24 protein-coding genes are annotated in these 24,782 nt (G+C 67.7%); 6 read left to right on the top strand and 18 right to left on the bottom strand.

Annotated features, from left to right (window positions below; genetic code table 11):
* Positions 1 to 139: 139 nt before the first annotated feature.
* The 4 genes from AC3ERS_RS09455 to AC3ERS_RS09470 all read right to left on the bottom strand — a co-directional run bounded on the left by AC3ERS_RS09455 (position 140) and on the right by AC3ERS_RS09470 (position 4,443).
* Entirely contained in the window at positions 140 to 1,012 is an 873-nt protein-coding gene (locus AC3ERS_RS09455; RefSeq protein WP_431965630.1) for an SGNH/GDSL hydrolase family protein, read from the bottom strand.
* Positions 1,013 to 1,124: 112 nt separating this feature from the next.
* On the bottom strand, positions 1,125 to 2,321 hold the full coding sequence (locus AC3ERS_RS09460; protein ID WP_431965632.1) for an IS4 family transposase: 1,197 nt from the start codon (positions 2,319 to 2,321) through the stop codon (positions 1,125 to 1,127).
* Between the two features lie 120 nt (positions 2,322 to 2,441).
* Positions 2,442 to 3,995, bottom strand: coding sequence for an amino acid permease (locus tag AC3ERS_RS09465; protein ID WP_431965634.1), 1,554 nt, complete (start codon positions 3,993 to 3,995; stop codon positions 2,442 to 2,444).
* A 118-nt stretch (positions 3,996 to 4,113) separates the two neighbouring features.
* On the bottom strand, positions 4,114 to 4,443 hold the full coding sequence (locus AC3ERS_RS09470) for a hypothetical protein (RefSeq protein ID WP_431965636.1): 330 nt from the start codon (positions 4,441 to 4,443) through the stop codon (positions 4,114 to 4,116).
* A gap of 235 nt (positions 4,444 to 4,678) precedes the next feature.
* Between AC3ERS_RS09470 and AC3ERS_RS09475 the strand changes: the two genes are divergently transcribed.
* A complete protein-coding gene (locus tag AC3ERS_RS09475) occupies positions 4,679 to 6,052 on the top strand; it encodes an FAD-dependent oxidoreductase (RefSeq protein WP_431965638.1) in 1,374 nt (457 codons plus the stop codon).
* Positions 6,053 to 6,058: 6 nt separating this feature from the next.
* Here AC3ERS_RS09475 and AC3ERS_RS09480 read toward each other — a convergent pair whose 3' ends face one another.
* Both AC3ERS_RS09480 and AC3ERS_RS09485 read right to left on the bottom strand, forming a co-directional pair.
* Positions 6,059 to 6,472 carry a nitroreductase/quinone reductase family protein gene (locus AC3ERS_RS09480; RefSeq protein ID WP_431965640.1) on the bottom strand — a complete coding sequence of 138 codons (414 nt, stop codon included), beginning with the start codon at positions 6,470 to 6,472 and terminating at the stop codon, positions 6,059 to 6,061.
* Between the two features lie 67 nt (positions 6,473 to 6,539).
* Entirely contained in the window at positions 6,540 to 6,929 is a 390-nt protein-coding gene (locus AC3ERS_RS09485) for an ankyrin repeat domain-containing protein (protein WP_431965642.1), read from the bottom strand.
* Between the two features lie 95 nt (positions 6,930 to 7,024).
* Here AC3ERS_RS09485 and AC3ERS_RS09490 point away from each other — a divergent pair, with 95 nt between their 5' ends.
* Positions 7,025 to 7,258, top strand: a complete 234-nt coding sequence (locus AC3ERS_RS09490; protein ID WP_431965644.1) for a hypothetical protein — start codon at positions 7,025 to 7,027, stop codon at positions 7,256 to 7,258.
* A 57-nt stretch (positions 7,259 to 7,315) separates the two neighbouring features.
* On the opposite strand, the gene AC3ERS_RS09495 is transcribed toward AC3ERS_RS09490, so the two are convergent.
* Both AC3ERS_RS09495 and AC3ERS_RS09500 read right to left on the bottom strand, forming a co-directional pair.
* Entirely contained in the window at positions 7,316 to 7,942 is a 627-nt protein-coding gene (locus tag AC3ERS_RS09495; RefSeq protein ID WP_431965646.1) for a UdgX family uracil-DNA binding protein, read from the bottom strand.
* Positions 7,943 to 7,971: 29 nt separating this feature from the next.
* Positions 7,972 to 9,135: a glutamate--cysteine ligase 2 gene (locus AC3ERS_RS09500; RefSeq protein WP_431965648.1), complete on the bottom strand. Its 1,164-nt coding sequence runs from the start codon at positions 9,133 to 9,135 to the stop codon at positions 7,972 to 7,974.
* Positions 9,136 to 9,274: 139 nt separating this feature from the next.
* On the opposite strand from AC3ERS_RS09500, the gene AC3ERS_RS09505 reads away from it, so the two are divergent.
* Positions 9,275 to 12,178, top strand: coding sequence for a UPF0182 family protein (locus tag AC3ERS_RS09505; protein WP_431965650.1), 2,904 nt, complete (start codon positions 9,275 to 9,277; stop codon positions 12,176 to 12,178).
* A gap of 34 nt (positions 12,179 to 12,212) precedes the next feature.
* On the opposite strand, the gene AC3ERS_RS09510 is transcribed toward AC3ERS_RS09505, so the two are convergent.
* Positions 12,213 to 13,325, bottom strand: a complete 1,113-nt coding sequence (locus tag AC3ERS_RS09510; protein WP_431965652.1) for a CapA family protein — start codon at positions 13,323 to 13,325, stop codon at positions 12,213 to 12,215.
* 39 nt (positions 13,326 to 13,364) lie between these two features.
* Here AC3ERS_RS09510 and AC3ERS_RS09515 point away from each other — a divergent pair, with 39 nt between their 5' ends.
* Positions 13,365 to 14,123 (top strand): Mut7-C RNAse domain-containing protein, encoded by a 759-nt coding sequence (locus AC3ERS_RS09515; RefSeq protein WP_431965654.1) that lies wholly within the window; start codon positions 13,365 to 13,367, stop codon positions 14,121 to 14,123.
* Between the two features lie 2 nt (positions 14,124 to 14,125).
* Here the strand turns inward: AC3ERS_RS09515 and AC3ERS_RS09520 are convergent, their stop codons facing one another.
* The 5 genes from AC3ERS_RS09520 to AC3ERS_RS09540 all read right to left on the bottom strand — a co-directional run bounded on the left by AC3ERS_RS09520 (position 14,126) and on the right by AC3ERS_RS09540 (position 18,962).
* Positions 14,126 to 14,569, bottom strand: coding sequence for a nuclear transport factor 2 family protein (locus AC3ERS_RS09520; protein WP_431965656.1), 444 nt, complete (start codon positions 14,567 to 14,569; stop codon positions 14,126 to 14,128).
* Between the two features lie 177 nt (positions 14,570 to 14,746).
* Positions 14,747 to 15,448, bottom strand: coding sequence for a TetR/AcrR family transcriptional regulator (locus AC3ERS_RS09525; protein WP_431965658.1), 702 nt, complete (start codon positions 15,446 to 15,448; stop codon positions 14,747 to 14,749).
* A gap of 99 nt (positions 15,449 to 15,547) precedes the next feature.
* Positions 15,548 to 17,143: a GMC oxidoreductase gene (locus AC3ERS_RS09530; RefSeq protein ID WP_431965660.1), complete on the bottom strand. Its 1,596-nt coding sequence runs from the start codon at positions 17,141 to 17,143 to the stop codon at positions 15,548 to 15,550.
* Between the two features lie 87 nt (positions 17,144 to 17,230).
* Positions 17,231 to 18,514 carry a lipase family protein gene (locus AC3ERS_RS09535; protein WP_431966159.1) on the bottom strand — a complete coding sequence of 428 codons (1,284 nt, stop codon included), beginning with the start codon at positions 18,512 to 18,514 and terminating at the stop codon, positions 17,231 to 17,233.
* A gap of 304 nt (positions 18,515 to 18,818) precedes the next feature.
* The gene (locus AC3ERS_RS09540) at positions 18,819 to 18,962 is read right to left on the bottom strand and encodes a hypothetical protein (RefSeq protein WP_431965662.1); all 144 of its coding nucleotides are present in this window, start codon (positions 18,960 to 18,962) and stop codon (positions 18,819 to 18,821) included.
* A gap of 168 nt (positions 18,963 to 19,130) precedes the next feature.
* Between AC3ERS_RS09540 and AC3ERS_RS09545 the strand changes: the two genes are divergently transcribed.
* Complete coding sequence (locus tag AC3ERS_RS09545; RefSeq protein WP_431965664.1) at positions 19,131 to 19,799, top strand: cyclase family protein; 669 nt, start codon at positions 19,131 to 19,133, stop codon at positions 19,797 to 19,799.
* Positions 19,800 to 19,830: 31 nt separating this feature from the next.
* On the opposite strand, the gene AC3ERS_RS09550 is transcribed toward AC3ERS_RS09545, so the two are convergent.
* Entirely contained in the window at positions 19,831 to 20,154 is a 324-nt protein-coding gene (locus AC3ERS_RS09550) for a hypothetical protein (protein ID WP_431965666.1), read from the bottom strand.
* 32 nt (positions 20,155 to 20,186) lie between these two features.
* Positions 20,187 to 21,953, bottom strand: coding sequence for an FAD-dependent monooxygenase (locus AC3ERS_RS09555; protein WP_431965668.1), 1,767 nt, complete (start codon positions 21,951 to 21,953; stop codon positions 20,187 to 20,189).
* A 397-nt stretch (positions 21,954 to 22,350) separates the two neighbouring features.
* Here AC3ERS_RS09555 and AC3ERS_RS09560 point away from each other — a divergent pair, with 397 nt between their 5' ends.
* Complete coding sequence (locus AC3ERS_RS09560; RefSeq protein WP_431965670.1) at positions 22,351 to 22,998, top strand: response regulator transcription factor; 648 nt, start codon at positions 22,351 to 22,353, stop codon at positions 22,996 to 22,998.
* Positions 22,999 to 23,226: 228 nt separating this feature from the next.
* Here the strand turns inward: AC3ERS_RS09560 and AC3ERS_RS09565 are convergent, their stop codons facing one another.
* A complete protein-coding gene (locus tag AC3ERS_RS09565) occupies positions 23,227 to 23,514 on the bottom strand; it encodes a hypothetical protein (RefSeq protein ID WP_431965672.1) in 288 nt (95 codons plus the stop codon).
* Positions 23,515 to 23,758: 244 nt separating this feature from the next.
* The gene (locus AC3ERS_RS09570; RefSeq protein WP_431965674.1) at positions 23,759 to 24,718 is read right to left on the bottom strand and encodes an Acg family FMN-binding oxidoreductase; all 960 of its coding nucleotides are present in this window, start codon (positions 24,716 to 24,718) and stop codon (positions 23,759 to 23,761) included.
* Between the last annotated feature and the right edge of the window lie 64 nt (positions 24,719 to 24,782).

A 24,782-nucleotide genomic window follows, 5' to 3' on the forward strand; every position in this document is an offset into this window, starting at 1 on the left:
AAACTAGCCGCGCCGCGCCGCCGATGCACCCTGGCGAATATGTGAAATACACGGAGCCACAAACTTTTACGCGATCCTTAGCGCTGCGGAAAGTTCGCTCGTCGAATCGCTAACAATTGGCAACGGCGGCGCGGTCTTGTCAGCCGCCGATCGCGGCCAATGCCTGTTCGGCCATCTTCTGCATGCCGAGCGCGTTCGGGTGGATCGGCACGAAGTTCGTACCCCACACGGCGGGTTCGACCCAGCGGGTGCCGATGGGCTTGCAGGCGTCGTGGCCGACGGAATTCTGCATGCTGACGAAGGTGGTGCCCGTCTCGTCGGCGGCGCGCTTGACGACACCGTTGAGGGTGTCCTCGATGTTGTTGATGTAGGGGACGTCGCCCTTGGCGATCGGCATCGTCAGGAAGCAGTTGCTGTTGTCCGCGGGCATGACCTGGGGGTACGCCAGAATGACGACCTTCGCGGACGGCGCCTTGGCGTGGATGTCCACGAGCGCCTTCTTCACGTCGGGGTAGGTCTTGTTCAGGATGTCGTTGGTGAACTTGTCGCCGTAAAGGGTCTCGCAGGGGTTGCCGAAGCCGGCGGTCCCGGTCCCTGCGGTGATGCAGGAGGAGATCACCTTGATCAGGGTGTCGTTGTTGTTTCCGCCGATGGTCAGGGTGACGAGCTTGGTGTCCTTGGTGACGGCATCGAGCTGCGGGATCAAGCTGGGATATTGCTTCCCGTAGAAGTCCTGGGTCTTGGCGTTGGCGCAAGTGACGTCGGTGAACGCCTCGATGCCGAGGGCATCGGCGATGAGGTTCGGGTAATTGCGGGTGGTCCGCGCGCACACCGGGGTGACGGTGGGATCGGTCGGAAGGATCCCCGATCCCGCGCTGTAGCTGTCGCCCATGGCGACGTAGGGGCTCAGGCTCGGAGCGGCCTGGGCCGGGGCGGCCGCAGCGAGGGCGAGACCCGCGGTGATTGCCGTAGCGAACGCAGCAGCGATCCGCGTGCGAACGTCCTTGACCATGTAAAACTCCTGCATCAGACACTCTCGGTTACCGATCGGTAACGATTTGGCGGAGGAACTGTGACACGGCGCACACAGCATGTGCAACTGGCATCACGAGAGGTCTGTTTACTTAATCGGCGCTGCGGTGCGGCGAGCTTCCCGGAAGGGGGCTACCGAATGACAGCCCGGCTGGGTCGTCACCGGAATCGGTTGCCGCCGAACGCATCAGGCTGCAGATCGCGTAGTGGACGCACAGGTGGCCGTAGACCTCCTGGATCACGCCGTCGGGCGTCTTCGACCGCAACACCCCACCGCGGCCGTGCTGGTCGGTCTCGAGCCTGTCGAACGCGGTCTCGATCTCCTGTCGCTGCGCATACAACCGGGCCAGCTCGTTCGCGGGTGCCGTCTCGGGATCGGTGATGGTGGTCAGCAGTCGGTGAATTCGCTCCTCGTCGGCGTCGGCCGTGGTGCCCGCGACCTTGATGACGCGCACGGCGATCCCGTCGATGTCGTCGTGGCGCGTCCTCGTTCCGGGATACACATGGGAAGCGAAAGATCCATCTGGATAACGTTTTTCGACAGGAAGTACAGAATCGGACGGCATTCGCCACAGCAGGTCCGCGCCGGAGGACCAGCACAGGTCCCACAGGCGGTCACCGAAGAAGGCGCGGTCGGCCAGCAGCAGCATTCCCGGGCGCAGCGATCGCACCACCGATTCGGCCAGGGCCTGCACGCGATGCTCGCAGGTTCCCAGCGCGACATCGACGATCGCGTGCGAACCGCACTCGACCAGCCCGAGGACCCGCACCCGAGGGAACGTCCCGCCCCGGCCATCCCGAAAAGACGGCGGCCGTCCGAAGTGCTCGATATTCGCGTTACTGGCGGGCGCGTCCATGGTTGATTCGTGGATGCTCATCAGCCGCCAGGACCGGTAGGAACTTCCCGGAACCCGCGCCTCGGACAGCGGCACCGCCACCTTCTCGTACACCGCGCGCAGCGGTTCCGAGCCGAGGCGCTTACGGGCCTGGAACAGGGCAGCCTTCGTCGGGATCGTCGACTGGTGGGGCCATATGGACGCCCACTCGAGCCCGGACACGAGCTTGCGCATCACGTCCTCGTATGAGCAGGACGGGAACAGCGCCAGCGCGAGCACGTAGTAGACCACCACCCGAGCGGGCAGCAATCGGTTCCGGCGCTCGACCCGTCCGCGCTCGATCAGCACCTCGTCGACCACCTCGGGGGTGAAAACCCTGGTCAACACGCCCAACGCGAGGTGATCGGACAACCGCTGATCGGTCGCCAGCTGCACCCATCCCGCACGCGGCACAGCTGCGAAAATACCGACAAGTCGGTTCTAAGTAAACAGAATCGACGTCAAGATTGTGTCTCATCCAGTGTGGCCGACGATCGGCGACGGCGGCGCGGGTGCGACCCGCGCCGCCGCGCGTCAGGCGACGACGGGTGCCGCGTCGCCGGTCGGATCGGTGGGTTCACCGACCGTGCGCTTGGGCCCGGTGAACCAGCGGCGGGCCGAGGCGAACCACCAGATGGCGATCGCGCCGACCACGCCGACCAAGGTCAGTGGCGCGTAATTCACCGTGGTCCACGTGAATTCGCTGTTCCACGGATAACCTCGGTCGTCGGTGGGCAGGATGAACAGCACACTGATCGCCGCGATCCAGAGCAACGCGACGATCCCGACGGGCCGATACCACGTCCCGAGCTGCCACGGGCCGGTCTGGAATCGCGCACCGTGCCGCTGTCGCAGCAGAATCGGAATCCCGTAGGCGATGTAGAGGCCGATGGTGGCCACCGAGGTCGCCGCGGCGTAGGCCGTCGGCGCGTTCGCCGCGGGCACCAGCATCGAGGGAATCAGCAAGACGAACGCGAAGAACGAGATGAACAGCACCGCGTGCACCGGCACCTTCTTCGCCGAGAGCGTCGACCAGTAGGCCGAACCCGGCACCGCGCCGTCGCGGGAGAACGCGAACAGCATCCGCGAGGCGGAAGTCACCGAGGCGTATCCGCAGAACAGTTGCGCGACGGCCGCGATGATCAGCAGCAGACCCGACCAGAACGAGTCGAGCGAATTCTCCAGAATGTAGATCACCGGATAGCCGCTGTTCTGCGCCGGATCCAGCGCGTCGTTCAGATTCGGAATGGCGAAGGTGACGGCCATGATGAGCAGATAGCCCGCGACCGCGGAGACCAGAATGGTGTTGATGATGCCCTTCGCCGCCGCGCGCGCCGCGTCGTGGGTTTCCTCGGACATGTGCGCGGAGGCGTCGTAGCCGGTGAACGTGTACTGCGCGTGCAGCAGGCCGAGCAGGAAACTGAACGCGACGCCGCCGAAGCCGACGGCGCTGTTGTCCACGGTCTCGGTGAACACGAAACCGGCGCTCTGATGGTTCTTCGCGCCGAAACCGAGCACCAGTACGAAGATCGCGACGCCGCCGACGTGCCACCACGCCGAGATATTGTTGATCACCGCCGACAGGTGCGGGCCGACCGCGTTCAGCACCGCGTGCAGCACCAGGATCACCGCGAAGACCAGGAAGATCGCCGTACGGTCGGTGCCGATATCGATGCCGATCACGTTCAACACGACGGTGGTGAAGATCGCGGCGCCGTAATCGATGGCGGCGGTCACCGCGATCTGGCCGATCAGATTGAACCAGCCGGTGAACCACCCCCACACCGGGCCACCCAATTCCGCGGCCCACCAGTACAGGCCGCCGGAGGTGGGGTAGGCCGAGGCCAGTTCGGCCATGGCCAGACCGACGAACAGCACCATGATCGACACCAGCGGCCATCCCCAGGCCATGGTGATCGGGCCGCCGTTCGCCAATCCGATACCGTAACTGGCCAATCCGCCGGTCAGAATGGACACGATGGTGAAACTGATGGCGAAGTTGGAGAATCCGGACCAGGATCGCGCGAGATCCTGTTTGTAACCGAGTTCGGCGAGCCTGCGTTCGTCGTCAGACGGGGTTTCGGTCATGATCGCTCCCGAAGTGAAAACGCTGCCCTCATACAGCGTTTGCCAGAAGCTCAGTGTGAAGTAAACCCGGGTCGTTCACAGTGCAAACGGATGACCGCGGCGTAAACCGGCATTCGGCTCAGCGGGCCGGATCGCCACCCGCACGCGCGCACTCATCGGTGGTCCGGTGTTCCCAGCCGAGCTTCGCCGCCGGGACCGGGCACGGACCGTCCGGCTCGCCGCCGCCGGGAGAACGCACCGGAACCAATCCCGCGACGGAGGCGACGATGCCCACCGCCGCAAGCACCAGACCGAGATCGACGAGTCTGCGGTCCCAGCGCGCAGCCGGATCGGTGTGCGCGGCAAGCGGATTCGCCAGCCGCCAGCTCGCGGCCAAAACGAAAGCGACCGCGGCGAACACCAGCAGCGGGATTCCCACGCCCGCGAGCAGTACCCGTGCGCCGTCCATCGACCTTCACCCCTGTTTCGTCCGGGCGAATCCGGACGACCCGCGGCGACCCCCGGCGGCGGCCGTCCCGCGGACGACCCCGCCCCCAGCGACGGGCAACCTATCGCACCCGTATCCGGCCCGCAAGCCGCGGCGGCCCGCCACGTAGCGTGACCGTAGTGAGCGAACGGAGTGAGCGAACCATGTGCCAGCGCGCTTCGCGCATGCCCGAGCCGAGCGTCAGCGAGGCGCAGGCATGAGCGAACGTCTGGTCGTCATCGGCGCGGACGCGACAGGTATGTCGGCGGCCTCCCAGGCCCGCCGCATGGCCGGTCCGCGCGAGCTGGAGATCGTCGTGTTCGAGCGCGGCGGCTTCACCTCCTATTCCGCGTGCGGGATCCCGTACTGGGTGGGCGGTCTGGTCGCCGAACGCGACGCCCTCATCGCGCGCACCGCCGCCGAACATCGCGCCCGCGATATCGATCTGCGCCTGCACACCGAGGTGCTCGAGATCGATGTGGCCGAGCGACGGGTTCGCGTCCGTGACCTCGGGTCCGGCGACGAATCGTGGACCGGCTACGACAAACTCGTGATCGCCACCGGCGCACGCCCGATCCGTCCCGCGCTGCCCGGCATCGACGCCGCCGGTGTGCACGGTGTGCAGACCCTCGACGACGGGCAGGCGCTGATCGACACGCTCACCTCCATCGAGGGCAAGCGGGCCGTCGTGGTCGGGGCGGGCTACATCGGCGTGGAGATGGCGGAGGCGCTGATCCATCGCGGGTACGAGGTGACGGTGCTCGATCGCGGCGCCGAACCGATGTCGACGCTGGATCCGGACATGGGCGCGCTGGTCCGAACGGCCATGTGCGGGTTGGGCATCGAGATCGTCGGCGAAGCGGAGGTCACCGCGATCCGGACCGACGAGGCGGGCCGCGTCCGCGCCGTCGCCACCGCCGAGGGCGACTATCCCGCCGACGTGGTGGTGCTCGGCATCGGCGTGCGGCCCGAGACCACGCTGGCTCGCGTGGCGGGTCTGCCGCTCGGCGAGCACGGCGGGCTGCTCACCGATCTGTCGATGCGGGTGCGCGGCCACGAGAACATCTGGGCGGGCGGCGACTGCGTGGAGGTGCTCGACCTGATCTCCGGCCGCAGCCGCCACATCCCGCTCGGCACCCACGCGAACAAGCACGGCCAGATCATCGGCGCGAGCATCGGCGGGGGATACGCGACCTTCCCCGGCGTGGTCGGCACCGCTGTCAGCAAGGTCTGCGATCTCGAGGTGGCCAGGACCGGGCTGCGCGAAAAGGACGCGCGGGCGGCGGGATTGCAGTACGTGACCGTCACCGTCGAGTCGACCAGCCGCGCGGGCTACTACCCCGACGCCGCGCCGATGACCGTGAAGATGCTGGCCGAACGCCGCACCGGGCGATTGCTCGGCGTGCAGATCGTCGGCCGCGAGGGTGCGGGCAAGCGGGTCGACATCGCCGCGGTCGCGCTCACCGCCCGGATGACCGTCGAAGAGATGACCGCCCTCGATCTCGGCTACGCGCCGCCCTACTCGCCGGTGTGGGATCCGGTGCTGGTGGCGGCGCGCAAGGCCGTGTCGGAGGTGCGGCGGCGCGGCTGAGCCGGGTCAGGCCGCGCTGCGCCGGACGCCGACTATCGGGATAACGCGGGTGGTCTTGCGGCGGTACTCGCCGAAGGCGGGCATGAGCTCCACCATCCGGTCGTAGAGTTCGTCGCGTTCGGGTCCGGTGACGAACTCGGCGGCGGCGCGGAACTTTTCGGTGCCGACCTCGATGGTGAGCTCCGGCGTCGCCCGCAGGTTGTGATACCAGGCGGGATGGCGATCGGCGCCGCCGTTGGACGCGACGAGCACCATCCGGTCGCCGTCGGGCAGATAGACCAGGGGATTGGTGATCTGCCGTCCGGACTTGGCGCCGGTGGTGGTGATCAGCACCATGTTGGTCCTGCCCTCGAACATGCCGCCGACGCGCCCGCCGTTGGCGCGGAATTCCTCGATCACCTGTGCGTTGAAGTCGCTCATCTCGTTCCTGTCCGGTCGCGGTTGCTCCACGGCCAACCTCGGGCCGGCCGTGGAAATTCCGCCCGGCTCAGTCGAGCGCGTCGAGTAGCTCAGTCTTGCCGAACATGGTCGCCGCGTCCCTCGCCGACGGTGTGCCCGCGTCCGGATCGGCTCCCGCGGCGACGAGCAGGCGGACGATCTCGTCCTCGCCTTTGAACACGGCGCCCGCCAGCGGTGTCTGGCCCTTGTCGTTGGCGCGGTTGGGGTCGGCGCCGCGTACCAGCAGTACCGCGACCGCGTCGCGGTGACCGTGGTAGCTGGCGAGCATGACCAGGCTGTCGCCGTGGTCGTTGGTGAGGTCCGCGGGTACTCCGGCGTCGACGTGAGCGGCCAGCGCGTCGGCGTCGCCGTGACGCGCCAGGTCGAAGACCTTGCTCGCCGATTCGATCACTTTGTCCGCATCGGAATCGTGGCTCACCAGCCCTTCCTACCAGGTTCCCGGTTTCGCCGGGCCGACGTCGGGTACCGCGCCAGCAGATCACGCCGTACCACGACAACCAGGAGGTGAGCTCGATGCCGGTATGCGACACCTGCGGCAACGATTACGACAAGACGTTCACGGTCACCAGGAACGGCTCGTCGGCGACGTTCGACAGCTTCGAATGCGCGGTCACCGCGCTGGCGCCGACCTGCGAGCACTGCTCGTGCCGGATTCTCGGTCACGGCGTGCAGGCCGGCGAGCGGATCTTCTGCTGTGCGCACTGCGCGCGGGTGGCGGGTATCAAGGAACTCGTCGATCACGCCTGAGGCGAGCGCGTTTCCTGAAGCGGGTCGAGCGTCGGGCCGAGCGTGGACGATCCGCGCTCAGCCCGCGCCGATCGCGGCGCGCACCGCCCGCAGATCCGCGACGAAGCCTTCGTAGGCCTTCGCGCGGTCGGGTGCGCGCAGCACCGCCGAAGGATGCACCGTGGCGACGACTCGATAGTCGTCGGCGAACACCACTTGGCCGCGTTCCTCGCTCACCTTGAACGAGGAACCCAGCACCGCTTTGGCCGCGACCGCGCCCAGGCAGACCACGAGCTCCGGCCGCACCGCGTCCAGCTCGGCGGTGAGCCACGGCGTGCACGCGACCACCTCGGTGCGCCCGGGCGTCTTGTGGATGCGCCGCTTGCCGCGCTCCTCGAACTTGAAGTGCTTGACCGCGTTGGTCACATAGACGGTGTCGCGAGCGATGCCGACCTCGTCCAGCGCCTTGTCCAGCAGACGCCCGGCGGGGCCGACGAAGGGGTGTCCTTCGATGTCCTCCCGGTCGCCTGGTTGTTCACCCACCACGACGACGGACGCGGTCGCGGGACCTTCGCCGAAAACGGTCTGGGTCGCGTCGCGATACAGCAGGCAACCGTGGCAGCCGCACGAGGCCGCGCGCAGCGTGTCCAAGTCCGCGCCTTCGGGGACGAATTCCTCGGCGCCCGGCACTTTTCGGGTAGCCATCAACGGCTCCCTCCGCCGACGATCGGCAATTACCTGAGCGGGCTACCCGCGCCTGCCTCGCCGAAACCGAGCGGCGGCTCCTCGGGCAGCGCACAGCCCTCCAGGGTGGCCTCGGACAGTTCGGCGATCACCGCGGCGACGTCGTCACCACCGGCACGGAAGGCGCGCAGCTGACGCATCGCGCCGTTGCCGCGCTCGAGCACCGCGGCGATGGTGTCGGCGACGAACTCGCGATCGCCGAGTTCCTTCAGGGCGGGTTCGACGTGTTCCACCAGTTCCGCCAGCAGGTCGCGGGCCGGCAGCACGCGCCCGTCCATCGGCGCGACCGCGTCGCCGTCGATGCCGCTTCTCGCCGCCTTCCAATAGGCCGCGCGCAGCATCTCCGCCGCGACGGCCGGTGCCGTCCTGCCCTCGTCCAGCGACTGGCGCGCCATCATCACCGTCGCGCGCACCAGGGTGGCGAGCAGCGTCGTCTCGGCCACCGTCGCGGGCACATCGCTGACCCGGATCTCCACGGTCGGATAGGTGATCGACCGGCGCACGTCCCAATAGACCATCCGCTCGTCGAGCATGATGCCGCTGGACAGCATCATCGCGACCAGGTCGTCGTAGTCGTCCGCGCAACGGAAGTACGGCGGCGGTCCCGCACTCGGCCAGCGTCGCCACAGAATGTTGCGCCAGCTCTTGTACCCGGTCTCCGCGCCGCGATAGATCGCCGAATTGGCGGTGAGCGCGAGAAACAGCGGCAGCCACGGCCGCAGGTAGTTGCTCACCTGCACGGCGGTCTCACGATCGGGCACGGCCACGTGCACGTGGCAGCCGCACAGTCCCTGCTCTTGGGCGAGCATCCCGAAGCCGTCGGCGATGCGGCGGTAGCGCGGGGTGTCGGTGACGGGGTAGTGCAGCGGAATCGTCGGCGGGATCGCCACGGCGAGCAGGCGGGCGTCGTTCATCTCGGCGCAGGAGGCGACGCCGCGGCGCAGATCGCGCAGTTGCTGTGCGAGATCGCCGGTGCGGGTGTGCACGCCGGTGTTCGTCTCGATCTGACAGCGCGTCAGCTCCAGCTGTAGGTCGAGCCCGAGGTCCCCGGCGGTCCGAGCGACCGCGTCGTTCTTGGCGGTGGGCGCCCCTGTGCGTGGATCAGCGAGGAGGAATTCCTCCTCGACTCCGACCGTAGACGAGTCCACGTCCATGTGGGTAGGTTACCGCGCTGACCTGAGCTTACGTATCGAGCTCCTGCTATTTCGCACGTCGGCCCCGGTAGAATCGGACCAGTCGGTCACGCGTCGGCCGTGCACCCCTTCGGCCTGCGCAGCCACGGGAGAGTGGGATATGAGCGCACGCGACGGCCTCGGTCTGCGGCGGTTGCCGCGCGGCATTCGGGTACTGGTGATCACCGCCGCGCTGTTCGTCGCGACGTTGCTGATCCTCCCGCGATTGGTCGGGGTCTACGTCAACTGGCTGTGGTTCGGCGAAGTCGGATTCCGCGGCGTCTGGCTCACCGTGTTGCTCACCCGGCTGTCGCTGTTCGTCATCGTCGGGCTGCTCATCGGCGGCGCCCTCTTCGGGGCCATGTGGCTCGCGTTCCGCTCCCGGCCGCTCGTCGTACCGGCCTCCGAGGAGGAAGACGTTCTCCGTCCGTACCGCGACATGGTGCTCCGGCGGCCACGGCTGTTCGGCGTCGGGATCGCCGCCGCGCTGGGGATTCTGTGCGGTCTCATCGGACAATCCGGCTGGGTGACGGTTCAACTGTTCCTGCACGGCGGATCCTTCGGCATCACGGATCCCCAATTCGGCCACGACATCGGCTTTTACGTCTTCGACCTGCCCTTCTACCGGTTGCTGCTGAACTGGTTGTTCGTCGCCACCGTCCTCGCGTTCCTGGCTTGCCTCGCGGCGCACTACCTGTTCGGGGGACTGCGGTTGTCGGGAAGCTCTCCAGGGCTGACCCACCCGGCCCGCGTCCAACTCGCGGTGCTCGCAGGCACATTCGTCACGTTGAAAGCGGCCGCCTACTGGCTCGACCGCTACTCGCTGCTCTCGACCCGCAGCAAGGAACCCACCTTCGCCGGCCCCGGCTACACCGATATCAACGCGGTGCTCCCCGCCCGGCTCATTCTCTTCGCGATCGCCGTCATCTGCGCCGCGGCGGTCTTCGCCGCCGTGGTGGTCCGCGACCTGCGCATCCCGGCGATGGCCGCGGCGCTGCTGCTGTTGTCCTCGATCCTGGTGGGCGCGGTCTGGCCGCTGGCCGTCGAGCAACTCTCGGTGCGCCCGAATGCCGCCGATATGGAGCGCGTCTACATCGAACGCAACATCACGGCCACCAGGCAGGCGTACGGAATCGGCAGCGACCATGTCGAATACAAGGACTATCCCGGGATCGGCACCAAACCGCCGCCGGAGGTGCCCGCGGATGTGACGACGATCGCCAACGCCCGCCTGCTCGACCCGAACGTGCTCTCGCGCACTTTCACCCAGCAACAACAGCTGAAGAACTTCTACAGCTTCCCCGCGCATCTGGACCTGGATCGGTATCCCATCGAGGGACAGTTGCGCGACTACGTGGTGGCCGCCCGCGAGCTCACACCGACCGCGCTGAGCGGCAACCAGCGGCACTGGGTCAATCGGCACACCGTCTACACCCACGGCAACGGGTTCGTCGCGGCGCCGGCCAATCGCGTCAACGCCGCGGTCCGCGAGGCGGCGGGCGACGCCGCGAGCAGCAACAGCGGGTACCCGATCTACACCGTGAGCGACATCGCCTCGCAATCCTCCGGGCACCAGGTGATTCCGGTGGATCAGCCGCGCATCTATTTCGGTGAAGTGATCGCCCAGGACGATCCCGACTACGCCATCGTCGGCGGCGGCACCGAATCCCGCGAGTACGACACCGATACGACCAAGTACACCTACACCGGCGCGGGCGGGGTGCCGATCGGGAACTGGTTCAACCGCTTGGCATTCGCACTCACCTACAGCGAGCGAAACATCGTCTTCTCCAAGGCGATCGGTTCCGGATCGAAGATCATCTTCAATCGGGATCCGCGCCATCGCGTCGAACTGGTCGCGCCGTGGCTGACCACCGACCACAACCCCTATCCCGCCGTCGTGAACGGCCGGATCGTCTGGATCGTGGACGCGTACACCACGATCGACGGCTACCCCTACGCCAAGCACACCTCCCTCGAGGCCCTCGAGCCGGGCGAGCAGCCCGGCACGGGATCGCATCGGGATATCTCCTATCTGCGGAACTCGATCAAGGCCACCGTCGACGCCTACGACGGCACGGTCACCCTCTACCAGGTCGATCAGCACGACCCGGTCCTCGCCGCGTGGATGAAGGTGTTCCCCGGTACGGTCGAACCCGAGTCGTCGATCAGCCCGGAACTGCGGGCCCACTTCCGTTATCCGGAGGACCAATTCGAGGTGCAGCGCGAGATGCTGGCCAAGTACCACGTGGACGAACCGCGAGAGTTCTTCACCACCAACGCTTTCTGGTCGGTGCCCAGCGATCCGACCGTCGAGGCCAATCCGCACCAGCCCCCGTTCTACGTCCTCGCCGGTGATGCCGACACCGCCAGGCCGACGTTCCGGCTCGCCACCGCGATGGTCGGGTTCAACAGGGAGTTCCTGTCCGCCTACGTCTCCGCCGATTCCGATCCGCAGAACTATGGCAAGATCACCGTTTTGCAGCTGCCCACCGACAGCATCACCCAGGGCCCGCAGCAGATCCAGAACTCGATGATCTCCGACACCAGGGTGGCGTCCGAGCGGACGTTGCTGGAGCGATCGAACCGGATCCAGTACGGCAACCTGCTGACGCTGCCGATCGCCGACGGCGGTGTGCTCTACGTCGAACCGCTGTTCACCGAACGGATCTCGACGACGCCGGACGGATCGACGTTCCCGCAGCTGGCGCGGGTGCTGGTCAGCTACCGCGAGCCCGGCACCGGCGGCGTGCTCGTCGGCTACGCGCCGACCATCGCCGAGGCGCTCGACCAGGTGTTCGGCCCCGCGACCGGCAGGCTGGCCACTGCGCCCGGCGGCGGGCCGGGGGCGCCGCCGCCGCCTGGCCAGCATCCGTCACCGGCGCCGTCGCCGCCACCTCCGCAGGCCCCGCCGCCGGTGGATCAGGCGAAGATCGCCGAACTCAACGCGCAGATCGACGCCATGCGCGAGGCGCTGAATCGTCTTCAGCAGCAGCTCAACGAGCTCGGTATTCCCGGTCGATAGTCGTTGTCCCCGAAGGCGTTCACCGCGTCGATCCTCAGTGATACGCCGCCGGATACACCACCGGAAGGTCGTCGGGCCGCGCGGCGACGCGGGTGTCGAATCCGCGGCTGATGTCCGCCATCGTGTCGCACAGCCAACGGGATTCGTCGTATCCGGCCGATTGGAGGCGCATGTTCCGCATCCGCAGCGGAATCAGGCGCACCTCGATCTCGGAATCCACCGTGACGAGGAACAACAGCCGAAGATCGGTGCGGTATCGCGCATGGCCCCCGATGCCTTCGTAGTCGTCGACGACGTCGCCGCACCCGTACAGAATCGGTTTGCCGCGGTAGAACTCGATCGGCCGCGGATGGTGTGCCGAATGCCCGTGCACCACATCGACTCCCGCATCGATCAACCGATGCGCGAAGCGTCGTTCGCTCGGTGTCACCCGGTAGCCCCAATTGGGTCCCCAGTGGATGGAGACGATCGCGACGTCCTGTGGGCGGGTGTACGCCGTCACCGTCTCCGCGATCTCGTCGGTCGCGGCGAGGCTCGGGGCGTCGCCGACCCGCCACAGTCCCGGCCGGTCGTGCTGCGCCGCCCAATATTCCGGAACCCCGCTCGATCCCGCGGCGACCGACACGATCACCGCCCGTCGCCTGTCGTCGAGTTCGGCTGTCGCGGGGGCACGGGCGCCGTCGAGATCCTCGCCGGCTCCGGCGTGGTCGACGCGAGCGGCATCGAGCGTGCGGAGGGTGTCGGTGAGTCCGCGCACGCCGAAATCCAGCACGTGGTTGTTGGCCAGCGCGCAGACGACCGGCGCGATGACGGTCAGCACCGGCACGTTGCGCGGGTTCATCCGATAGTGGATGCCTTTGGCGGGAGCGAACGTCCCGCCCGCGGTGATCGCGGTTTCCAGATTGATCAATCGCACGTCGGCCAGCGCGAGAAACGGCAGGGCGTCACCCCACGGCGCGCGGAAGTCCACGGGACGGGTGAGCGGGCCGTTGGCATTCTCGGCCAGCTGCACATACGTTCGCGCGTCCTCGACGAATCGTTCGCGCAGCGCCGGGTCGCCGGGATGCGGCAGGACCTGATCCATCCCGCGGCCCAGCATGACGTCGCCGCCGAGTAGCACCGTCGGCATACCACCATTGTCGATCACCGATCGGTCGCGCGCCTCGACCGGGACGACAATGGTCCTATGACCGCCGGTGTCGAACTGCGCGTGTACGCCGAGCTGAACGATTTCCTGCCCCCGGACGTCCGGTTCACGGCGCAGCGGCGGCCGATGCGTCCGCATCAGACCGTGAAAGACATCGTGGAGGCCGCGGGCATCCCGCACACCGAGGTCGATCTGTTGCTGGTGAACGGCGCGTCGGTCGGCTTCGGCCACCACCCGTGCCCCGGCGATCGGCTCGCCGCGTACCCGATGTTCGAAACGCTGGACGTCGGGCCACTGACTCGGGTGCGCGCCCGCCCGCTGCGCGATCCGCGCTTCGTCGTCGACGTCAATCTGGGCGGGCTCGCGCGGCTGCTGCGGCTGCTGGGAATGGACGTCCGCTGCGAATGGGACGCCGAGGACGCCGTGCTGGCCGAGATCGCGGCCGCCGAGCACCGGATCCTGCTGACTCGCGACCGCGGACTGCTCGAACGCCGCAATGTCACCCACGGTGTGTTCGTGCACGCGGACCGTCCGTTCGAGCAGGTCGTCGAGGTGATCCGCCGTCTCGACCTGACCGGTCGGCTCGCGCCGTTCAGTCGCTGTGTGCGCTGCGGCGGCGTCGTCACCGATGTGGCCAAGGACGACGTCATCGATCGGATCCCGCCGCTGACCCGCCGCTACTACGACGACTTCCGGCGATGCGCGCAGTGCGGCCGCGTCTACTGGGCGGGCTCGCATCAGCGGCGGCTCGACGACCTGGTCGCCCGCGTTCGCGCCGCGACCGGGTCACCGCGCTGAGGTCAGAGACCCTTCTCCTGGCCCGCGAGGAACATGTAGCTCTTCTCCTCGACGCGCCGCCGAATGCGCCACCGCCCCTCGACGCGGGCGAAGGTGTCGAGGTACCACAGCCCGCACAGCATCAGGCTCTGCGCGCCGTTCTCGCCCGCGACGAGCATCGGGTTGTGGCACATGGTGCGCGCGGTCGCGGTGTCGCCGTCCACCGTGATGGAGGAATTGCCGACCATGTGCTGGAAAGCGGGGAAATTCGGGAGGACGTCGGCCAGGAATTTCTTGGTCGAGGCCAGATCGCCCGCCGGTCCGCCCATCGCGGTGTAGTCGATGTGCGCGTCGGCGGTGAAGATCTCGTCGAGCAGATCCCACTGCCGAGTGTCGACCGCGTGCGAATACCGGACCATCAGATCCTCGATCTCGAGCCGATCCGAAATCTCCTGCAACGACAGCATGGGTGCCTCCGAAGGTGCGACGGCGGGGCCTCGCCCCACCCTAGAACACGTTCCTATCTCCTGGACCGGTCCGCGCGCTGCCGTTCGTCGGAAATACCGGACCACACGGAGCCACGCGAGCGTCACCTCGCCCCACCCGCTAAACCATCCGCGCGGGCCTCATCGAGCCGTGACGCGCTACGGCTGGTCCGTGGCGACCGGGTCGTGCGGTGCCTGCTCGCCGGTGTCGGGGCCGGGGGAGTAGGGCGAGACGATCGCGGGACTCCAGGTGAAAGGTGCTGTGTCGGCGGTGAGCGGGCGTCCGGCGGCCGCCGCGAAAGGCTCGTTGTTCCCCGTCATCCGGGTGATCGTGCGTTCGAGCGCCGGGAGGATCTCGGTGATCTCGAGATCGTCGTGCGCGAAACGGCCGACCAGGGCGTAGACCATATTGCTCAGCACGAGCCCGACGTCGGCGATGTAGTCGGCGTCGATGCCCGCGAACAGGGTGCTCGCGGCGGGCAGGACGGCGTCGAAGCCCTGGGTGTCGAGTCGCTGGCCGCCGGGTCCGGAGCGCGCGCGGTAGTAGGCCACCAGCATCCGGGGATTGTCCTCCCACGGCTCGAACACGTACCGGACCATCCGCACCAGACCGTCGGCCAGCGACTCGTTCTCACGCGGCGGCGCCATCTCGGTGTAGATGTTGGCGGCCATCCACTGTTCGACCGCGGCCAGGATCAGCTCGTCCCGGGTCGGATACAGCTTGTAGACCGTGGCCAGCGAGACGTGCGCCTGTTTCGCGACAGCGCGCAACTGGACCGCGTCGTAGCCGTCGGAATCGAGCAGCGACAACACGGTGTCGATGATCTTCGTTGCTGGATCGCTCTCGCCTGTCCTGGCCACCTCGCTACGGTAATCCAGGGCGCCGGTGCGTCCCGGCATCTCGCGAGTGCGCCGAGGCCGCCGCCCCCCTCCACAGTGCGGCGGCATCGGCGCATCGCGTCAGATACGTGTACCCACGTCGCGGGCGACGAGGTTGTCCAAGGCCCGTTCGGCGACCGCCGCGATGGTCATCGAGGGATTGCAGGCGGCGGTGCTGCCGGGCATCAGCGCACCGTCGAGCACGTAGAGCCCCGGTTGGTCGTGGACCCGGCCGTCCAGGTCGCACACCGCGCCCATGCTCGCCCCGCCCAGCGGATGCCAGGTCGAGGGGAACAGGGCGTTGGTGTCCAGCAGGACGCCGCCGGGTCCGGCGATCTCGTGGACGGCCGGACCGATGTGGTTGTCCTGGATGCCGCGGTCACCGTCCTCCGGCCAGTGCAGTATCGCGTCGTCGCGCGCCGCGTCGTAGCCGAACGCGCCGCGCCCGTCGCTGACGCCGTAGCCGACCATCATGGTGCTGGCGACGTCGAGCGACAGCGGCGGGATGGACGCCTGGATCACGGTGTAGGCGGCCCGTGGATCGGCCCAGTTCTTGCTGCCGTAGATCACCGGGCCGCCTTGCGGCGCACCGAATCCCGAGGCGGGATCGGCCCACACGTAGATGCGGTCGGCGTTGGTGCCCCAGCCTTGGCCGAGGCCGTCGGGCAGGTCGGGGATCAGGCCCTTGGCGCCTGCGCGCACCAGCAATCGGGTGGTGTTCAGGCTTCCGGCGGCCATGATCAACGCACCGGTGGTGAGGACCTTGTGCTCGACCACGGCGCCGGTGGTGTCCAGGTGTTGCACGTGCACGATCCAGCGACCGTCGGGTCCGCGTTCGACGTCGGTCACCTCGTGCAGTGTCTCGACCCGCACCAGCCCGGTGGCTTCGGCGGCGGCGATGTAGGTGACGTCGACGGAATGCTTGCCGCCGTTGTTGACGCCCATCGCTCCATCGCCGTTGGTGTAGGACGCCTTCATCTCCCCGCGCAGTTCGGCCAGCGCGAAATCCCAGTCGATCGGCATCGGGATCTTCGACAGCGGCATCCCGGCCGCACGCACCCGGTCGGCGAAAATCCTTGCTGCCCGGTAATTCTCGGTCGCGATCAATTCGTCCGGCGCTTCGGCCAAACCGAGCATCCGTGCCACCCTCGGGTAGTGCACCTGGTTCATGGTGGCCCAGTCCAGCTCTTGCGGAAAATGCGCGTCGAACACGTGCTCGGCGGGTTGCAGCGACATGCCCTGGTAGACCAGCGACCCGCCACCGACTCCCGCGGCGCACAGCGCCGTCATGTTCACGCCGGGCACCGCCTCCACCAGACCGGTGTAGGGCTCGAACGCGAGAGGCTTGCCGAACAGGTTCGGGCTCGACCTGCACCACAGCAACCGTTTGTCCGGCGCGGAGGCGCGGGGAAAGGTCTCCGCGTTCGGCCCGGTGGGCCAGCGCAGGCCGCGCTCGAGCACCGTCACCGGCACGCCTGCTTGCGCCAGGCGCAGTGCGCTGACTCCGCCGCCGAACCCGGAACCGACCACGACGACGCGGTGCTCTTCATAGGTCAGCGGAACGCTGTTGACCCGCGCGGCGACCGGAGCGGGCACCCCGATCGAACGAGCGCCGAACAGTACGGCGCCCGCTGCGGCGGCGCCGGTCAACATCGACCGGCGCGAGATTGCTTTCATGACAGGACCTTCGGGGTGATCGTCGGCCACCGCGCGGTTCGGCGGCGGCCCGTTGGCGTGCGCCGCGTCGTTGCGGCGCACGGGGATTCAGTCGAGGGTGCAGCCGACGACCGGTTTGCCCGCGAGGCGATCGAGGAGGTAGGTGATCGCGTTGTCGGGGCCGAAGCCGTCGATCAGTTCCGGTCCGAAGTGGTTGGGGATCGTGGCGCCGGAGAAGATCGGCGGCAGATCGTTGGTGCGGAAGGTGACGGTGGCCCCGTTGGCGCACCAGTCTTCGGCGAGGCGGCGGGCCTGGTTGTAGGGGACGGTGTCGTCGTTGAGGCCGCTGGTGATCAGTACCGGTGTGGTGGGCGTCAGGGTGCCGACGCGGAGTTCGCTCAGCGCGCGCGCCGCCTCGGGAATCGCGTGCAGATGTTCGGTGAGAGATCGGCCGTCGATCGTCAGCGAGCTGGTCTGCAGGAAGGGGTGGTGGGTGATGACGTCGCCGATACACGAGGTGCTGAGCGTGTCCAGCATGGCGCGTCCGGCGGGACTGGTCACCCGGTCGACTGCCGTGTGCAGCTCGGGGTAGCGCGCGAGCATGCCGTTGATGGCGAATCCGATGGCGCCGCCGATCAGCGCGCCGTCGATGCGCTCGAGGATCTTCGCCAGATCCGCGACTGGCCCGCCTGCCCAGGTGCCCTTCAGATTCAGCTCCGGCGCGTAGCTCGGCTGCATCTCCGCCGCCGCGGCGGCCGCGCCGCCGCCTTGCGAGTAGCCCCAGAACACCAGGGGGGTTTCCGGTCCGACGCCCGCCAGGTTGTTGGCCGCGCGTGCGCCGTCGAGCATGGCGTGTGCGCCCTCGATGCGATTGGCGAAGGTGTGGATGCCCGGGGTGCCCAGGCCGATGTAGTCGGTCACCAGAACTCTGGCGCCGAGCGCGCTCCACACCGCGGACGACGGGAGTTCTTGATTCGCCGACAGCCCGGGCGACGGGTCGGTGAACAACGCCATTCCGGTCGAGAACGCCACCGACATCGCGCACCGATCGGCCTGACCCGAGGTGCCGGGGCCGATGACAACGGTCGGGCGCGGACCCTCGCCCTGCCAGGGACCGGTGGCGTCGATGAACGTTCCTGTCACCGCGACCGGCGACCCGTCCTGGAGCCGCGTCGTGTACATGACGTGCTGCGCTTGCCCCGGCCATCCCGCGACCGTGGGGGCGGTCGCGAACAGCGGCATCGGCTGGGTCTTGATGATCGCGCCTGGGCCGGACGGGATCTGGGCGGGCGGAGTGTAGAAGGCGCTGACCTCGTCGGCCGCCGCTTCCTTGATGTCCATCCCGACCCCGGCTACGGCGGTGGCACAGGCCAAGGCCACCGCCGCCGCCATTCGACCGGCCCGCGGTAGCGACCCGGACCGCGAACGTCCTTCGTGCTGTCGAAGCATCGATAACTCTCCGTGAACTCCGCCCCCGGCGCCGTCGCCGGAGTGCCCTGTATCGCATCGCGTCTGCGGGATGACACCCGTCACAGCCGCGATGCGGTGTACAGTAACATGGTTACTGCAAGGTGCGAATCCAATCGGTCCCAGAATCTGGGGAGTCACTCGAACGAAGAAGCCAGATCCAGCCGTGCCGGGACGTGCCGGATGACCGTAGCGTCGGTCAACGCGAAAAGTGATGTGCGCGAAGGAATTACGGCAGCGTTGCCAGCGCGTCCGCCGCGAGGGCGGCGAGGTCGCGGGGCAGCACACGGGTCACATCGAGGGCGCCACTCGCCTCGACGATCCGGGCGACCTCGTCGATATCGCCGGCTGTGAGGCACTCGCGACGAATCATGTTCGCCAACCGGCCATCCCGCGAGCGGCCGGGCGAGGAAAGGCCACTCGTCGCGGACGGCGGCCGCCATCAGCACGCTGAGCAGATCGGCGCACACGTCCACGCCGGGCGTCATCAACGCGCTTCGAGTGACCGCCACGGACCTGTTCGCCCGGTACGGTCGCACATATGAGCAAGGCGATCGTGGAGCTGTCCCACCCGATCTCCGACGGCATGCTCACCTACCCCGGTCTGCCTGGGCCGCGAGTCACCACGGAGGTTTCGCGGGAGCGGTCGCCGCTGGTCGACATGATGTACGACATCGCACGCGTGAACATGGTCGGCAACACCGGGACCCATATCGATGCACCGTTCCATTTCCATGCCCGCGGCGTCGATATCGCCGAGCTGCCGCTGGAGCGGCTGCTCAACGTGCGAATCGTCATGATCCGTGCGGAGGGGGTCCGCGCGGTGGGACCGGATGCGCTCGGCGACCCGGCACGACTGTGGGGCAGGGCGGTGCTCGTGCACACCGGATGGTCGGCCCGGTGGGGCTCGCCCGCCTACCTCGGGCCGGGGCATCCGTTCCTGGTGGGCGAGGTCGCGGAGGCGCTGGTGGCCGCGAACGTGGCGCTGGTCGGCATCGATTCGCTCGATATCGACGACACGTCCCTGCCGACGCGACCGTGCCACCACACACTGCTCGGCGCGGGCATCCCGATCATCGAGCACATGACGAACCTCGACGCGGTCCCGAACACCGGCGCCCGGCTGGTCGCGCTGCCCGCGCCGATACACGGGATGGGCACGTTCCCGGTGCGCGCGGTCGCCTGGACCGACCACGGCGTCGGTCGCTGATCAGGCGTCGTTCGTGCCGTGCGAGTGTGCGTCAACCACAGCAGAAGGGGTTGTCGCATGGATCGCCGATTTCACTGGCGTAGGCGACGAAGTCTCCGATGGGCTCCAGGATCTCCTCGACCGTCCCTGGCTCCAGCGCCGGAGCGGAAGGGTCGAACGGCTTGCCCCACGTCGATGGCGTGTCATCGATGTCGAAACGGCGCAGCCCGTCGACGAAGAGCGTCCAGAGCGGGTGATCGGGAAAGCAGTTGAGCCGCAACACCCACCACGATCCGTCCACACAGGCCGCGACCGGGAAATGCGCTTTCCCGGTCTTGCTCCACCGAGGCCGTGCGTTCAACTCCGGGTACGACATGCCCACAGTCTCGTCGATCGAGCCGTCACCCGTCACGCGCGACCGTTCGGGAGGGTCGCCCCGGGCGCGGCCCCGCGAACGCGGTCCAAGACGTCGGCGGGCCGATCGGGAACGGTGTCACCGCGCCAGGCGACGTGCTGGTCGGGGCGGACGAGCACGAGGTTCCGCTCGTACTGGATGCGCGCGTGCTCGTCGCGGATGTCCACGACATCCAACGGCAGATCGCGTTCGGCCGCGGCCGTCACGAAGGCGGTGACGTCGCTGTCGTCGAAGCGCAACAGGGTGAAACCGCGGCCGAACAGATCGAAGACGGCTTGGCCATCGGCGAGGAACAGACTCGGTGGCCGGGCCCCGGGAAGTGTGCCGGGGAGGTAGGTGTGCATGCTGTCGGTCGGCGCGGGGTGTCGTTCGTGACAGATGACGGGTGAGTTGTCGTAGCGGTACCCGTATTCGATTCCGTCGGCTTCGTTTTCCAGGTTGCCCAGATCCAGGATCTCCCGGCCGGCACGACGACGGTCGCGATCTCCCGACCAACCCTCGTCGTGAATTCGCTTGCGGTAGCCGGTCTTGATCGCCAGGCGCACCAGCGTGTGCCGCGCGGAGGCCGTCCGGTTGCGCACCGCGACCGGACGGCGCTCGGCTTCATACGCGTGCAGCAGGCGAGGATCCGCCCATCCCTGCACGACGGCGGCCAGCATCCAGCCCAGGCCCACCGCGTCACCCACTCCGGTGTTCATGCCGTATCCGCCTGCGGGGACGACCTGATGTGCGGAGTCGCCTGCCAGCCAGACCCGCCCGCTGCCGTAGCTGTCGGCCAGCGACAGCCGCGGACGCCAGGCGTTGGCAACGACGATGTCGCAGTCGAACTCGATTCCCAAGCGCGCGAACAGAAACCGCTTCGGATCGATCGCCTCGGCATCGACGCCCTGACCGATGGGCATGTGCAGTGTCCAGGTGTCGCGATCGTTCTGCGAGATCAGCGTCCATCCCTCGGGTGACTGGGTGTGCCAGGCCGTGCCGAACCGTTCGAGCAGCCTGCGGTCGGGCGAGGTGAAGTGGATCAGGTAGACCCTGCCGTCCATCGGCCTCTCGCGCTCTTCGCGATAGGCGCGGACTGCCGCCGCCACTACACGTCCCAAGCCCAGTTCGCGCGCGGCGAGGCGGCGCAGATCGATGTCGTCCAGGTCGATGCCCAACCCTTTGCGCACGATGCTCCCCGCACCGTCGCATCCGGCGAGGAACTGCGCGCGCACCGTGCGGGTCCGCCCGGTCGCCGAGCAGCGGATCACCGCGTCGACCCCCGCGTCGTCCTGACGAAACGACTCGAGCCCCCAGCCGTAGCGGACGTCGATGCCTCCCGCCCGGGTCTCGAGAATCTCTTTCAGCGCGGGCTCGAGCAGCGCCTGTGACACCCGCATCGGGGGTTCCAGCGTGGTCGTGCCGTCGTTGCGCTCGCGAATGAGCGCACGACCTTCGGCGACGGTCGGGTAGCGGAAGCGCGCCAGTTCCCACCCGCTGAGCTTGGTCACCCACGACACGTCGAACGGATGATCCTCCGGCACCGCGACTTTCCGCACGTCCTCGGCCACACGCAGCTTGCGGAACAGTTCCATGCTGCGGCCATTGGTGATGTCCATCTTCGGGTGCGTGGTCGTGGACGGGTTTCGTTCCACCAACATCGCGGCCACACCGTGGTGCGCCAATGTCAACGCCAAGATCAGACCGACCGGACCGCCACCGACGACAAGGACCGGAACCTGCTCGTCCTCCGCTTCCGTCGCATCGGCATTCGAACTCATGGTCACGCCCCTTCGGTACCGTGGTTGGGATCACCCACGAGCAATATTGAACACTACTGTTCAATTCGGATCAAGTTTGCCTATCGTCAGAGCATGGGTCGATCAGGCTCGTCCAGCTGCCGTGTCACTGCCCGCCGTCGATTGCCGATCGCCGCATGGAGCACCGGCCTCGAGGCGACTCCCGCAGATCGCCACCATGGCGGGGACGGCGGCGAATTGGCCGGAAGCGGCGTCCATCGGCACCGGCCTGTTGCGCGCTGATGTCGTGGCGGCGGCACGCCGGGAGTGAGACGGCGAGCGGTCAAGGGGCTTCGGTCACCACTCCGAGGGCGAACTCCGGCACGATCCGGCGAATACCTTCGTACGCTGAAAGCATGGCTGACGGAGGTGCATGGACATGATCAAGGTGTTCCTGGTCGATGATCACCACATCGTGCGGCGCGGGGTGGCCGACCTCATCGATACCGAGTCCGACATGGACGTCGTCGGCGAAGCGGGCAGCATGTCGCAGGCGCTGGCGCGAATCCCCGCGCTGAGACCCGATGTCGCGGTGCTGGACGTGCGGTTGCCCGACGGCAACGGCATCGAGCTGTGCCGCGAACTGCTGAACCAGCAGCCGGAGCTGCGCTGCCTGATCCTCACCTCGTTCACCGACGAGCAAGCCATGCTGGACGCGATCCTGGCCGGGGCCAGCGGCTATGTGGTCAAGGACATCGGAACGACCGACCTCGTCGACGCTATCCGCGATGTCGGATCGGGCAAATCACTCCTGGACAACCGAGCCGCGGCCGCGTTGATGGCGAAGTTGCGCGAAGAGGCCGAGGCCAAGACGGGACCGCTGGCCGCGCTCACCGATCAGGAGCGTGTTCTGCTGGGTCTGCTCGGTGAGGGGTTGACGAACAGGCAAATCGCCCAGCGAATGTTCTTGGCGGAGAAGACGGTGAAGAACTACGTGTCCCGGCTGCTGACGAAACTGGGTGTCGAACGACGCACCCAGGCCGCGGTGCTCGCTTCCAAACTGAATGCCTCCGACAACCGGAACTGACATTCGCGGCGGTGCACGAGCGCGTCTATCCGGGGTTCGTATTCCGTAGCGGCCGGGTGGATGTCAATCGTGCCTCCTGTCATCTGTCTGTTCCTCCGTTCAACTCAGCGGGCCCGATCGCGGTTCGACAGGGCCGATCGTTCCTGTCGAACCGCGATTCGTCACCGAGAATGTCAGCGACTTCGGGCACCTTCCGGACAACCTCGGCGGTAGACGTAATCGTGCTCGTCAATCGCGAGGCTGCTGCTCGGTCCGGACCGGACCCCGGCGTTGGGCGAGACGGCGCAGCCGCTCGTGCTCGAGCCAGAACACCGCGACGCTGGAGATGAAGCACAGCGCGGTAACGGTGGCGCCGACCGCGACCCATCGGGTGAATCCGTCTCCCGCTGCGGTGAGCGTGGATGCCAGGCTCACCACACCCGCGATGAACAGCACGATGCCGGGCATGTTGTAGATGTCGGCGAGGCTTTCTCCCGGCTTGGCGTGGTACTGCTGGCCGGATGTCGTGTCGCTCACGGTGATTCCTCTGGTGTCGGTTCGAGCAAGCCGCCGCTGGGAGGTGCCGCGGCCCGTCATCACCATGCCCGCCGAGGCGAACCCGAGCGCAGAGTCGTTGGTCCTTGTGCGGCCGGACCAAGGTCGACACAGCCTGGTGACTTACCCTCCCGCACCGCAGGAAAACGCCTCGAGGCAAGCCTGTTTTGCAGCGCTGGCGTCGCACAACCGGCCGCTGGGATGCGTCGGCCCGCTGGCGACGGTGTCAGGCGTGGACGGGAGAGAGCAGTACCTCCGCGAGCGATCGGCGTGGGGTGATCGGCGGCGGCTCAGTGGTGTCGGGAGCCTGGCCCACACGCAGGATGACTTGGGGGTGTGCGGAGTTGTCGAGGATGTCGCGTCGCAGCTGAAGGCGTCGGTCGGCGCTGTCGAGAGGGGCCGAGAGCGGGCAGGTGGCCAGCCCGATGTTGGTCGCGGTCAGCAGTACCGCGCTCATCGCCTCGCCAGCACGCAGTTGCGCGAGTGGGTCGTCGTCGGAGGTGGCCAGCAGAAGCAGGTCGGCGTGATCAGGCCCTTCGGTCGCATCGGCCCAGTCAGCGGTGGTCAGCGCGCGTTCAGAGGCAAAGTCGGCCCAGGTCTCCTGGGTGCGGTATGCCGTCGCGTCGTCGAGGTCGTAAGGTCCTCGGCTGCCGGATGCGGGGGAGTCGTCTGCCCAGCCTCGCGTCGCTGATCGCGTCCCGACAGTCGAGCGCTCGGCGATACGGTCGTGAAGCGGTCGAATCAGTGCGCCCAGAGCCGCGGCACGTTCGGCCAACAGCCCAAGGTATCCCGGTGGGACGGCCCAGTCGCTGTAGCGCCTGCGGTCGCTGCGCCGACGGGTGATCGCGGCGCTCATGGCGATGTCCTGGCCGGTGGGCCGCCGCGCCACGGCTGCCACGGTGGCCAGATGGTCCGGGTTGTCCGGACTCGGCATCCGATGCACGATCGTCGCCCAACCCAGCGCGGCGAAGGCCACCGACAGATGATGCAGTGCCGCCCCGCAGCCGAGTAGCACATCACGCCGGTCGCCCACGGACAGCGATCGTGTCCGATCCAGATACAGATGCACACTGCCCGGAGCGATCCGCCAGCGCCACGGCTGCATGTTGCCTCTCGACGGCGCGCGCAAGGCCAGCGCCAAGGCGGTGGCGACGGTGTCTTCCTCCGGTAGTCCGCGGTCGTCCATGGGTGTCGTAGCCCTTCGCGGGTCGAATCGCTTTCCTCCACGATCCCCCTGCCGCAGCGCCCTG

This window comes from Nocardia sp. bgisy134 (genome assembly GCF_057708325.1).

What these genes read in the sequence shown, in the direction of transcription:
- AC3ERS_RS09455 (WP_431965630.1), bottom strand. Translation starts at nt 1,012, where the DNA reads ATGGTCAAGGACGTTCGCACGCGGATCGCTGCTGCGTTCGCTACGGCA.
- AC3ERS_RS09465 (WP_431965634.1), bottom strand. Translation starts at nt 3,995, where the DNA reads ATGACCGAAACCCCGTCTGACGACGAACGCAGGCTCGCCGAACTCGGT.
- AC3ERS_RS09470 (WP_431965636.1), bottom strand. Translation starts at nt 4,443, where the DNA reads ATGGACGGCGCACGGGTACTGCTCGCGGGCGTGGGAATCCCGCTGCTG.
- AC3ERS_RS09475 (WP_431965638.1), top strand. Translation starts at nt 4,679, where the DNA reads ATGAGCGAACGTCTGGTCGTCATCGGCGCGGACGCGACAGGTATGTCG.
- AC3ERS_RS09480 (WP_431965640.1), bottom strand. Translation starts at nt 6,472, where the DNA reads ATGAGCGACTTCAACGCACAGGTGATCGAGGAATTCCGCGCCAACGGC.
- AC3ERS_RS09490 (WP_431965644.1), top strand. Translation starts at nt 7,025, where the DNA reads ATGCCGGTATGCGACACCTGCGGCAACGATTACGACAAGACGTTCACG.
- AC3ERS_RS09495 (WP_431965646.1), bottom strand. Translation starts at nt 7,942, where the DNA reads ATGGCTACCCGAAAAGTGCCGGGCGCCGAGGAATTCGTCCCCGAAGGC.
- AC3ERS_RS09500 (WP_431965648.1), bottom strand. Translation starts at nt 9,135, where the DNA reads ATGGACGTGGACTCGTCTACGGTCGGAGTCGAGGAGGAATTCCTCCTC.
- AC3ERS_RS09505 (WP_431965650.1), top strand. Translation starts at nt 9,275, where the DNA reads ATGAGCGCACGCGACGGCCTCGGTCTGCGGCGGTTGCCGCGCGGCATT.
- AC3ERS_RS09515 (WP_431965654.1), top strand. Translation starts at nt 13,365, where the DNA reads ATGACCGCCGGTGTCGAACTGCGCGTGTACGCCGAGCTGAACGATTTC.
- AC3ERS_RS09520 (WP_431965656.1), bottom strand. Translation starts at nt 14,569, where the DNA reads ATGCTGTCGTTGCAGGAGATTTCGGATCGGCTCGAGATCGAGGATCTG.
- AC3ERS_RS09530 (WP_431965660.1), bottom strand. Translation starts at nt 17,143, where the DNA reads ATGAAAGCAATCTCGCGCCGGTCGATGTTGACCGGCGCCGCCGCAGCG.
- AC3ERS_RS09535 (WP_431966159.1), bottom strand. Translation starts at nt 18,514, where the DNA reads ATGGCGGCGGCGGTGGCCTTGGCCTGTGCCACCGCCGTAGCCGGGGTC.
- AC3ERS_RS09540 (WP_431965662.1), bottom strand. Translation starts at nt 18,962, where the DNA reads ATGATTCGTCGCGAGTGCCTCACAGCCGGCGATATCGACGAGGTCGCC.
- AC3ERS_RS09545 (WP_431965664.1), top strand. Translation starts at nt 19,131, where the DNA reads ATGAGCAAGGCGATCGTGGAGCTGTCCCACCCGATCTCCGACGGCATG.
- AC3ERS_RS09550 (WP_431965666.1), bottom strand. Translation starts at nt 20,154, where the DNA reads ATGTCGTACCCGGAGTTGAACGCACGGCCTCGGTGGAGCAAGACCGGG.
- AC3ERS_RS09555 (WP_431965668.1), bottom strand. Translation starts at nt 21,953, where the DNA reads ATGAGTTCGAATGCCGATGCGACGGAAGCGGAGGACGAGCAGGTTCCG.
- AC3ERS_RS09560 (WP_431965670.1), top strand. Translation starts at nt 22,351, where the DNA reads ATGATCAAGGTGTTCCTGGTCGATGATCACCACATCGTGCGGCGCGGG.
- AC3ERS_RS09570 (WP_431965674.1), bottom strand. Translation starts at nt 24,718, where the DNA reads ATGGACGACCGCGGACTACCGGAGGAAGACACCGTCGCCACCGCCTTG.